Source organism: Kitasatospora sp. NPDC015120 (genome assembly GCF_043080305.1).
In the GTDB taxonomy this organism is placed as follows: domain Bacteria; phylum Actinomycetota; class Actinomycetes; order Streptomycetales; family Streptomycetaceae; genus Kitasatospora.
In genome coordinates this window covers 543,243-553,357 of sequence record NZ_JBIBVJ010000004.1, presented here as the reverse complement: position 1 = coordinate 553,357, position 10,115 = coordinate 543,243, and the positions used below count along the sequence as shown (strand labels likewise).

General features: G+C 72.0%; 9 protein-coding genes and 1 rRNA gene. 4 read left to right on the top strand and 6 right to left on the bottom strand.

The features are described from left to right. The 4 genes from ACF1AK_RS14135 to ACF1AK_RS14120 all read right to left on the bottom strand — a co-directional run. A 16S ribosomal RNA gene (locus tag ACF1AK_RS14135) occupies positions 1 to 289 on the bottom strand; the annotation flags it as partial. A gap of 427 nt (positions 290 to 716) precedes the next feature. Beyond that, positions 717 to 1,796: a threonine aldolase family protein gene (locus ACF1AK_RS14130; RefSeq protein WP_391499070.1), complete on the bottom strand. Its 1,080-nt coding sequence runs from the start codon at positions 1,794 to 1,796 to the stop codon at positions 717 to 719. Beyond that, positions 1,793 to 2,551, bottom strand: coding sequence for an SDR family oxidoreductase (locus ACF1AK_RS14125; RefSeq protein WP_391499046.1), 759 nt, complete (start codon positions 2,549 to 2,551; stop codon positions 1,793 to 1,795). Before ACF1AK_RS14125 ends, ACF1AK_RS14130 begins: the two co-directional genes overlap by 4 nt. Then, complete coding sequence (locus ACF1AK_RS14120) at positions 2,548 to 3,948, bottom strand: DUF6421 family protein (protein ID WP_391499045.1); 1,401 nt, start codon at positions 3,946 to 3,948, stop codon at positions 2,548 to 2,550. Before ACF1AK_RS14120 ends, ACF1AK_RS14125 begins: the two co-directional genes overlap by 4 nt. A 373-nt stretch (positions 3,949 to 4,321) precedes the next feature. Here ACF1AK_RS14120 and ACF1AK_RS14115 point away from each other — a divergent pair, with 373 nt between their 5' ends. Both ACF1AK_RS14115 and ACF1AK_RS14110 read left to right on the top strand, forming a co-directional pair. Next, positions 4,322 to 4,891, top strand: a complete 570-nt coding sequence (locus tag ACF1AK_RS14115; RefSeq protein ID WP_391499044.1) for a DUF5134 domain-containing protein — start codon at positions 4,322 to 4,324, stop codon at positions 4,889 to 4,891. A gap of 153 nt (positions 4,892 to 5,044) precedes the next feature. Next, complete coding sequence (locus ACF1AK_RS14110; protein ID WP_391499043.1) at positions 5,045 to 6,007, top strand: M56 family metallopeptidase; 963 nt, start codon at positions 5,045 to 5,047, stop codon at positions 6,005 to 6,007. Positions 6,008 to 6,074: 67 nt separating this feature from the next. Here ACF1AK_RS14110 and ACF1AK_RS14105 read toward each other — a convergent pair whose 3' ends face one another. Further along, the gene (locus tag ACF1AK_RS14105; RefSeq protein ID WP_391499042.1) at positions 6,075 to 6,509 is read right to left on the bottom strand and encodes a MarR family winged helix-turn-helix transcriptional regulator; all 435 of its coding nucleotides are present in this window, start codon (positions 6,507 to 6,509) and stop codon (positions 6,075 to 6,077) included. An 88-nt stretch (positions 6,510 to 6,597) separates the two neighbouring features. Between ACF1AK_RS14105 and ACF1AK_RS14100 the strand changes: the two genes are divergently transcribed. Next, the gene (locus ACF1AK_RS14100) at positions 6,598 to 8,121 is read left to right on the top strand and encodes an MFS transporter (RefSeq protein ID WP_391499041.1); all 1,524 of its coding nucleotides are present in this window, start codon (positions 6,598 to 6,600) and stop codon (positions 8,119 to 8,121) included. 262 nt (positions 8,122 to 8,383) lie between these two features. Beyond that, the gene (locus ACF1AK_RS14095; protein ID WP_391499040.1) at positions 8,384 to 8,989 is read left to right on the top strand and encodes a TetR/AcrR family transcriptional regulator; all 606 of its coding nucleotides are present in this window, start codon (positions 8,384 to 8,386) and stop codon (positions 8,987 to 8,989) included. Between the two features lie 76 nt (positions 8,990 to 9,065). Here ACF1AK_RS14095 and ACF1AK_RS14090 read toward each other — a convergent pair whose 3' ends face one another. Next, positions 9,066 to 9,932, bottom strand: coding sequence for a helix-turn-helix transcriptional regulator (locus ACF1AK_RS14090; protein ID WP_350542546.1), 867 nt, complete (start codon positions 9,930 to 9,932; stop codon positions 9,066 to 9,068). Positions 9,933 to 10,115 lie beyond the last annotated feature (183 nt).

Here is a 10,115-nt window from a genome sequence, read left to right as displayed (position 1 = left end):
CAGGCCGGCTACCCGTCGTCGCCTTGGTAGGCCATTACCCCACCAACAAGCTGATAGGCCGCGGGCTCATCCTGCACCGCCGGAGCTTTACACCCAGGACCATGCGGTCCCAGGTCATATCCGGTATTAGACCCCGTTTCCAGGGCTTGTCCCAGAGTGCAGGGCAGATTGCCCACGTGTTACTCACCCGTTCGCCACTGATCCACCCCGAAGGGCTTCACCGTTCGACTTGCATGTGTTAAGCACGCCGCCAGCGTTCGTCCTGAGCCAGGATCAAACTCTCCGTGAATGATGACCCGTAATCGGGTTCACACTCGCGTTGAGCGGCACGGCAACCACCGGAATAGGGCGGCCCCGCGCACTGCGTCCTCGCTGTGTTATTTCAAAAAGGAATCTCCAACCACGATCCGAAGACCGAGGCCGGGGATGTCAACATATCTGGCGTTGACTTTTGGCACGCTGTTGAGTTCTCAAGGAACGGACGCTTCCATCGGGCGGCTTTCACACCGGCCCTCCGGGCGCTTCGTTCTTTCGTGTTTCCAGCTTATCAGATGTTTTCCGCTCCGTTTTCCGGAGTTTCATTCAGCCGACTTCGCTTTCCGCTTGTCCCCGCTCTCCCGCGGCGACTCCGGAACTGTACGGGGACGGGGACGCCACATGCAAATCGTCCCGCCCTGCTCGCGCAGGACGGGACGATCCGCGGTCCGGAGCCGGCCTCAGGCGCGGCCCATCTCCTCGGCGATGGCCGCCGCGAAGGCGTCGATGTCGGCCTCCGTGGTGTCGAAGGCGCACATCCAGCGGACCTCGCCGGTGTGCTCGTTCCAGAAGTAGAAGCGGTAGCGCTTCTGCAGCCGCTCGCTCACCTCGCGCGGGAGGATCGCGAACACCGCGTTCGCCTGGGCCGGGCGCACGACGGTCACCCCGTCGATCCCGCGGACGGCCGTCTCCAGCCGCGCGGCCATCGCGTTGGCGTGGCCGGCGTTGCGGAGGTAGAGGTCACCGGAGAGCAGCGCCTCGAACTGGACCGAGACGAAACGCATCTTCGACGCGAGCTGCATCGAGGTCTTCCGCAGGAACTTGATGTTCCGGACCTTCTCCGGGTTGAGCACGACCACGCACTCGCCGAACAGCAGGCCGTTCTTCGTGCCGCCGAAGGACAGCACGTCGACGCCGACGTCCGTGGTGAAGGCGCGCAGCGGCACGCCCAGCGAGGCGGCGGCGTTGGCCAGGCGCGAGCCGTCCACGTGGACCAGCATGCCGAGCTGGTGCGCGTGGTCGACGATCGCCCGGATCTCCTCCACGGTGTAGAGGGTGCCGAGCTCGGTGCTCTGGGTGATCGAGACCGCGAGCGGCTGCGCGCGGTGCTCGTCGCCGTAGCCCCAGGCCTGCTGGTCGATGAGCTCGGGGGTGAGCTTGCCGTCCGGGGTGGGGACGGTGAGCAGCTTGATGCCGCCCATCTTCTCCGGCGCGCCGCCCTCGTCCACGTTGATGTGGGCGGTGTCGGCGGCGATCACCGCGCCCCAGCGCGGCAGCAGGGCCTGCAGGGCGACGACGTTGGCGCCGGTGCCGTTGAAGACGGGGTACGCCTCGGCCTGCTCGCCGAAGTGGCGGCGGAAGACGTCCTGCAGGTGGGCGGTGTAGTCGTCCTCGCCGTAGGCGACCTGGTGGCCGCCGTTGGCGAGGGCTATCGCGGCGAGGATCTCGGGATGCACGCCGGCGTAGTTGTCGCTGGCGAAGCCGCGGACGGCGGGGTCGTGCCGCCGTACCGCGTCCGTGCTGCCGAAGGGGTCGGTCATCGGGCTGTCAGCCACAGGTGCTGTCCATTCAGTTCTTCTGCGGGGCGGTCCCAGAGGCCCGCCAGATGAGCGGCGAGGTCGGCGGTGTCGGTGAAGCCGGCGAACTTGGCGTCCGGCTTCTCGGCCCGCATCTCGGGACTGACCAACGCCTTGATGACCAGGATGGCAGCCGCGGCGGTGGGCTTGCCGTCCTCGGCGGTGGTCTCCTTGCGGAAGGAGTCGGCCATGGCGAGCGTCCAGGCCTCGGTGGCGGCCTTGGCGGCGGCGTAGGCGGCACCGCCCGAGGTGGGCTTGTGCGCGGCGGCGGCGGAGATCATCGCGTACCGGCCGGCCTCGCTGCGGAGCAGCGCGGGCTGGAACGCCAGCGAGGTGTGCTGGAGGGTGCGCACGACGGTGTCGTGCAGGAAGTCCCAGTCGTCGATCCGGCTCTCGAAGAAGGTCTTGCTGCCGCGCCAGCCGCCGACGAGGTGGAACACGCCGTCGACGTGGCCGTGCTCGGCCTCCAGGTGGTCGGCCCAGTCGTGGACCTCCTGCGGGTCGAGGAGGTCGATGACCTGGCCGCTGATCCGCGCTCCGCGCACGGCGACGCGCACGGTGTCGAGGGCGGTCTCCAGGCGCTGGGCGTCGATGTCGGCGCCGATGACGGTGGCGCCGTCGGAGGCGAGGCGGCGCAGCACGGCCTGGCCGGCCGGGCCGCTGGCTCCGGCGACGGCGATGACCTTGCCGGTCAGGGGTCCCTTGGGTGCGGTGGTCACGCGGCAGCTCCCTGCAGGCCGGCGCCGGTGATGCCGGCGGTGGAGGCGATGACGCCGCCGAGCTTCTTCGAGAGGGCCTCGTAGAACATGCTCAGCGGGAACTCGTCGGGGAGCACAGCGTCGCACAGGGCCTTGTTGAGCGCCTTGGGGTCAGTGATGTCGAACGGCAGCGCCTCGGTGCCCTTGGCCCAGGTGGAGGCGGGGTGCGGGGTGAGGTAGCGGGAGACCAGCTCGTAGGCGGCGACCCAGTGGGCGGGCTTGGGGCGGTCGATGCCGTCGCGGTAGAGGGTCTCGATCTCGGCGCAGAGCGCGTTGGTGACCTGCGGGGCGCGGTCCCAGTCGATGCTCAGGCGGTTGTCGCGCCACTGCAGGGCGTTGTTCTTGTGCAGGTAGGCGAAGAGCAGCTGGCCGCCCATGCCGTCGTAGTTGCGCACGCGGTCGCCGCTGAGCGGGAAGCGGAAGAGGCGGTCGAAGAGGACGGCGTACTGGACGTCGCGGGCGTGCTCGTTGCCCTCGGACTCCAGCTGCACCGCCTCCTTGAAGGTGGTGAGGTCGCAGCGGAGCTCCTCCAGGCCGTACATCCAGAACGGGCTGCGCTGCTTGATCATGAAGGGGTCGAACGGCAGGTCGCCGTGGCTGTGGGTCCGGTCGTGGATGAGGTCCCAGAGCACGAAGGTCTGCTGGGTGCGCTCCTGGTCCTGCAGCAGGCTCGCGGCGTCGGCGGGGATCTCCAGGCCGAGCAGGTCGACGGCGTTGGAGGTGACGACGCGGAAGCGGGCGGCCTCGCGGTCGCAGAAGATGCCGCCCCAGGTGAAACGTTCCGGCGCCTTGCGCACGGCGACGGTCTCGGGGAAGAGGACGGCGGAGTTGGTGTCGTAGCCGGCCGTGAAGTCGGTGAAGGTGATCGGCACGAACATCGGGTTGTCGAAGCGGGTGCGCTCCAGCTCGGCGAGCCACTCGGGCCAGACGACGTTCAGCAGGACGGCTTCCAGGTTGCGGTTCGGGTTGCCGTTCTGGGTGTACATCGGGAAGACGACCAGGTGCTGCAGGCCGTCCTCGCGCTGGTCGGCGGGCTGGAAGGCGAGCAGCGAGTCCAGGAAGTCGGGCTCCCGGTAGCCGGTGTCGGCCCACTTGGCGAGGTCGGCGTCGACGGCGGCCAGGTAGGCGGCGTCGTGCGGGAAGTGCGGAGCCAGCTCGGCGACGGCGGTGCGCACGGTGGCGACCAGCGGGTCGACGGTGTGGCGCTGCACGGCCGACAGGTCGATGGAGCCGTCCTTGGACTGCAGGGGGCGCAGGGTCTCGACGGCGTCCTTCAGTCGCAGCCAGGCCGGGTGCTCGGCGAGGTTCTGGGCCGGGGCGTCGGCCGCCACAGCGAGCCTTGGCGAAAGATTCTGCATCGTGGACTCACTTCGACAGGAGGGTTTTCAACGAGACCACCATAAGTACGAAAGGTTCTTCTGTTCAAGGGGGGGCTCGGCGGCGGATCTTCGGCGGTCCGGCCTGCGGGCGCGAGCGGCGGACGGGCGAACGGTCCGCGGGACCTTCCGGACGGGGCCGGACGAAGGCCCCCAAGCCGACCATGCCGCGCGGGGCGGGGCGCCGCCACCGGGGGCGGCGGGCGGCGCCGGACGCGGGGCGGCCGACCGGCGCGGGGCCGCCGCGCGCCGCACGACGGGCACCTCCGTGCGCCCCCGTTCGCGCCCTGCTGCCCGCGGCCTCGGGCGGCGACCGTGGACCGAACGCCCGTCCGCGGCGCCCGGGAGGCCGACGTTGCACGGTCCGCACCTGGTCAGCTGGCTGCTCGCCGTCCTCGGCGCGGCCTCCGGGGGCTACTGCCTCTCCCGGCTGCGCCGCACGCCGTGCGCACCGGCGCGGGGCCGGGCCGGGCCCGCCGGGCCGCGGCTGCGCGCCCATGAGTCGGATCTCGCCGAGGGACTGATGGGCTGCGGGATGGCCGCCATGGCGGCGACCGGGACGGCCGTGCCGGGCGCGGTGTGGGCCTGGCTGTACGGTCCGCCGGCGGTGCTCCTGCTGCTCGCGGCCCTCCGCCGCCCGGCGCGGCGCGCGCACCGGCTGCACCACGCGGTGGGCGCGCTGGCGATGACCTACATGGCGCTGGTGATGGCGGCCGCGCCCGGCCACGCCGGTCATCACGCGGCGCCGGGCTGGCCGGCGCTGACCGGTGTGCTGCTCGTCTACTTCGGGGGGTGCGCGCTGTGGTCCGGCAGCCGGCTGCTGAGCGGGTCCGGCGGGGCGGTGCCGGCGGTCTCGGCGGGGCTGCCGCGGGCCTGCCGGCTGTCGGTGGTGATCGGCATGTTCGCCATGCTCCTGACCATGTAGCGGTCGCGCGCCGGGTGCGGAAGGCGCCGCGCCGCCGCGCCGCCGTGGCGTTGGTCACTGGGCGGCCGGAATTCGTACCACCGGGCCCCGGCAGCGCATACGTTGGCGGGAAGCGCACTGTCGCGCTCCGTGCGTCCTCGGGGAGCCCATGCCATGACGGCCCTGCTCGGCCTGCTGCTGCTCGGACTGCTGCTCGCGACGGCCGCTCCGCGGCTGCTGACCCGGGCGCGCTGGGTGGAACGCGAACCGGTGCTGGCGCTGCTGGTCTGGCAGTGCCTGGTGGTGGCGGTCCTGCTGTGCTGCGCGCTGAGCCTGGTGCTCGCCGCGATGGCCGCCCTCCCCGCGCTGCGCGCGGTGCTGTTCTCCGGTGCGCCCACGGGTGTGGAGGCCGCGTACGGGCTGCACAACGCCGAGGGCTGGGGCCGGCTCTGCGCGGCGGTGCTGGCGGCGGGCGGGCTGCAGACGGTGCTGGCGCTGACCCGGGAGGTCCGTACGGCGAAGGCGCTGCGCAACCGCCGGCACGCCCAACTCGCCGAGTTGTCACCGCCGTTGCCGGAGTCGATCGAGCCCGCCTCGGGCCTCGGCGCCCGGCCCCGCCGGGAGCGGCTGGTGGTGCTGGAGAACGTCCGCCCGGAGGCGTGGTCGCTGCCGGGGCACGACTCCCGGCTGGTGGTGACCACCGGGGCGATGCGGCAGCTGACCGACCGGGAGCTGGCGGCGGTTCTCAGCCACGAGCGCGGGCACGTCCGGGCCCGGCACCACTGGCTGGCGCAGGGGGCCCAGGCGCTCGCCTCGGGATTCCCCGGGGTCGGGGTGTTCAGCGCCTTCCGGGACCAGGTGGGCGAGCTGGTGGAGCTGGCGGCGGACGACCGGGCGGCGCGCCGGCACGGGCGGCACACCACGGCCCTGGCGCTGGCCGAGATCAATCTGGGGCGCGGGGTGTTCGGCTCCTGCCCGCCCGGGCTGGCGCAGTCGCCGAAGCGGGTGGACCGGCTGCTGGCGGGGCGGCCGCGGCTGTCGGTGCCGAGCCGGCTGCAGCTGACCCTGGCCGCCCTGGCGGCTCCCGCCGCGGTCGTCGTCCTGGCCGCCGCGCCGGGCCTGCTCGCCCTGCGCTGAGCGCCGCTCCGCCGGCGGCCGGACGAACCGGTGAACCGGCCTTCCCGGCGATCGGGTTGACGCGGCGTCAGCCGGTGGCCGGCCCGCAGCCGGGCGCCGGGTCGTCGTCGGCCAGGGTGAGCGAGAGCACCTCGCGGTGCAGGGCGCGCGCCTCGGCGTAGCGCCGGTGCCCCTCGCCGGTCAGTGCGACGTTGATGCCGCGCCGGTCGTCGGCGCACATCGCGCGGGTGACCAGTCCGGCCTTCTCCAGCCGGCCGATCAGCCGGGAGAGCGCGCTCTGGCTGAGGTGCACGGTGGGGGCGAGCTCCTGGACCCGCAGCCCGCCGCCGGTGCCGTCGCAGCCCTCGACCAGGCGTTCCAGCACCTCGAACTCGCTCATGCCGAGCCCGTGCTTCTCGCCGAGCTCGCGATCCAGCAGGCAGGCGGTCTGGGCATGCCGGGCCAGCAGGTCGCGCCACTGGGCGACCAGACCTGCCTCCGCCGGGGAGTCGAGTTCAGCCACGCCGCCACGGTATCACAGGCGGCAACAACTACTGCGTTAACATCTTATTCACTTGCATTGGATGCATGTGCATGTAGTCTCTTGCGCCATGACCACAGCGACCGCCGCGACACCCGACGCACCGTCATCTGCCGGGGCCCACTGGACTCCCCGCCTCTGGGGCACGCTGATCGTGCTCTGCGCCGCACTCTTCCTGGACGCCCTGGACGTCTCGATGGTGGGCATCGCCCTCCCGTCCATCGGCTCCGAACTGCACCTGTCCACCTCCACCCTCCAGTGGGTGGTCTCCGGCTACGTGCTCGGCTACGGCGGCCTGCTGCTGCTCGGCGGCCGCACCGCCGACCTGCTCGGCCGCCGCCGGGTCTTCCTGACCGCGCTCGCCGTCTTCGCCGCCGCCTCCCTGCTCGGCGGCCTGGTCGACGACGGCGGCCTGCTGATCGCCGCCCGCTTCCTCAAGGGCGTCGCGGCCGCCTTCACCGCCCCGGCCGGCCTGTCGATCATCACCACGACGTTCCCCGAGGGCCCGGCCCGCAACCGGGCACTGTCGATCTACACCACCTGCGGCGCCAGCGGCTTCTCGCTCGGCCTGGTGCTCAGCGGACTGCTCACCTCGGTCGGCTGGCGCTGGACCTTCCTGATGCCGGTCCCGATCGCGCTGATCGCCCTGGCCTTCGCCGTGCGGCTGCTGCCCCGCCCCGTCGAGGAGAAGGCGCACGGGCGCTACGACGTGCTCGGCGCGATCACCGGCACCGCCGCCGTCCTGCTGCTGGTCTTCACCGCCACCGAGGCGCAGGGCGCCGGCTGGCTCAGCCTGCGGACCCTGGGCTCGCTCGCCGCCGTGGTGCTGCTGGTGGCGGCCTTCCTGGTGGTCGAGAGCCGCACCGCGCACCCGCTGGTGCGCCTCGGCATCTTCCGCAACGGCGGGGTCGCCCGGGCCAATGTGATCGCCTTCGCGATGGCCGGCGCGTACGGCGGCTTCCAGTTCGTGGTCACCCTCTACCTGCAGGACCTGCTCGGCTGGTCGGCCCTGGCGATGGCGCTCGGGCTGCTCCCGGCCGGTGCGATGATCGCCCTGTCGGCGCCGTTCATGGGCCCGGTGGTGGACCGCTTCGGCACCGGCCGGCTGCTGCCGATCGGCCTGCTCGCCCTGGTCGGCGCGTTCGCCCTGTTCCTGCGGCTGGACGAGCACAGCTCGTACCCGGCGCTGGTGCTGCCCTCGATCGTCCTGCTGGGGGTCGGCTTCGCCCTGGCCTTCCCCTCGGTGAACATCGCCGCCACCGACGGGGTGGCCGACGAGGAGCAGGGGCTCGCCTCCGGCCTGGTGAACACCGCGATCCAGGTGGGCACCGCGGTCGTGCTGGCCGGCGCCACCGCGATCATCACCGCCGGCAACGGCGGGGGCACCAGCGCCCAGGCCCAGCTGGACGGCTACCGGCCCGCGCTGCTCTTCGTCACCGCGGTCGCCCTGACCGGCCTGGTGATCGCCGTCGCCGGTGCCGCGCTCGACCGCCGGAAGAAGGCAACTCCCCGGCCGGTGCCGGACTATGATTATCCGTCAGCCAGCCGGGAAGACCTGGCTGAGGAGCGCGGCGAGGTCCTCAGCAAGAGCTGACCGGCGAGCGCCGGACGACGGCAGGGGCCCCGGACGGGGACTCCCGGCGCCGCGGTCCGGCCCTCGCCGACGAGCAGGGCGCCGGCTCTACCAAACCCCCGTGTTGGTAGGGCCGGCGCCTCCGTACGATCCGAACCCGTCCGCCCGGCCAGGGGCCGGCCGCCGGGGTTCGGTCGGCGGCCGGGCCAGTATATTGGCCGCCAGCCAACGAACGTACGGAGCAGACACGATGGCACCTCGCGGGGATTCGGTCAATGAGGAGATGCGACAGCGCTCCCGGCGACGCATCATGCGGGCCACCGTCGAACTGGTCGACCAGCGTGGATACGCCGGCACCACCCTGACCGACATCGCCGAGCGGGCCGGGCTCGCCCGCGGGCTGCTCTCCTACTACTTCGACGGCAAACGGCTGCTCATGCAGTCCGCGACCCACCGGATGATGCACCAGACGCTCTCGGCCGCACTGGACGAGCTGGCCCCCGACGCGGGCCCGGAGGCCCGGCTGGCCCTGGCCATCGACGCGGTGCTCGGCCTGGCCATGGACCACCCGCGGGTGATGCGCTCGCACCTGGCGCTGATCCTCGACCCGGACACCGGCGCCTTCGTCCAGGACCCCGAGCAGCAGCGGCTGGGCGCCATCCTCCAGGAACTGCTGCGCGACTGGGGGGCGCCGGACCCGGTGGCCGAGCACGCGGTGCTGCGCAGCGCGCTGATGGGCGGCTGCATAGGCGTGCTGCTGCCCGGGGCGGAGCTGCCGCTGGCCCCGATCCGCGCCGACCTGTTCCGCCGTTACGACCTGCCCTGGCGGCTGGGCCGCCCGCCGCAGCCCCTGCCCCCGGAACGGGAGCGGCCGCCGGCCCGCGGCTGACCCGCGGCGGCCGGCGGCCGCTCCCCCGTCGTGCTCGGGTCGCCGGCCGGTCTCCCGGCCGGCTCCCGGCCGGCGCTCAGCGTTCCTTCAGGATCGAGGCCAGCAGATCGATGGTGCGCTCGGGCGTGAGACTGTCCACGCAGAGCCGCTCCATGACCTGGATGTAGGCGTCCACGTCGTCGCGCTTGTCCAGGTACAGCGCACTGGTCAGCTGCTCCAGGTAGACCACGTCGGCGAGGTCCTGCTCGGGGAAGCGCAGGATGGTGAACGCACCGGACTCACCGGCGTGGGCGCCGAAGCGGAACGGCATGACCTGGATGACGACGTTGGCCTGCTCGGCGGCGTCGATCAGGTACTGGACCTGGCCGCGCATCACCTTGGGCCCGCCGACCGGCCGGCGCAGCGCGGCCTCGTCGATGACCGCCCAGAGCCGCGGGCTGTTGCCCTCGGTGAGCAGCTTCTGACGGCGCATGCGCAGGCTGACCCGGCGCTCGACCTCCTCCTCGCTGATCACCGGCCGGCTCTGGCCGAAGACCGCCCGTGCGTACTCCTCGGACTGGAGCAGGCCGGGGACGAACTGGACCTCGTAGGTACGGATGAGGGCAGCGGCCTCCTCCAGGCCGACGTAGGTCTGGAACCAGCCCGGCAGGACGTCGTTGAAGCTGTGCCACCAGCCCGACTTGTTCGCCTCGCGGACCAGGCCGAGCAGGGCCTCGCGTTCGAGGCCGTCGTCCACGCCGTAGAGGCTGAGCAGGTCGGCGACGTCACGTTCCTTGAAGCTGACCCGGCCGAGTTCCATGCGGCTGATCTTGGACTCGGAGGCGCGGATCGCGTAGCCCGCGTCCTCGCGGGTGATGCCGCGCGTCTCGCGGAGCCGGCGCAGCTGGGAGCCGAGGAGGATCCGGCGGACCATCGAGCCGCCGCCCGGCTGAACTGTGGTCATGTGGTCCTAACCTCCACCTAGGGCAAACAGCGCACAGTCTGCCATCAGATGAGCGCTCACGGTGCCGATACTGACGGATGTTCCTATCAGTTCCGCACTCCGCACACCAGGATGCACGTGCATCCGGCGCTTGCATATGCCATTTGAACGACTGCACGTGAATCGACTCTTGCATCTGCAGTG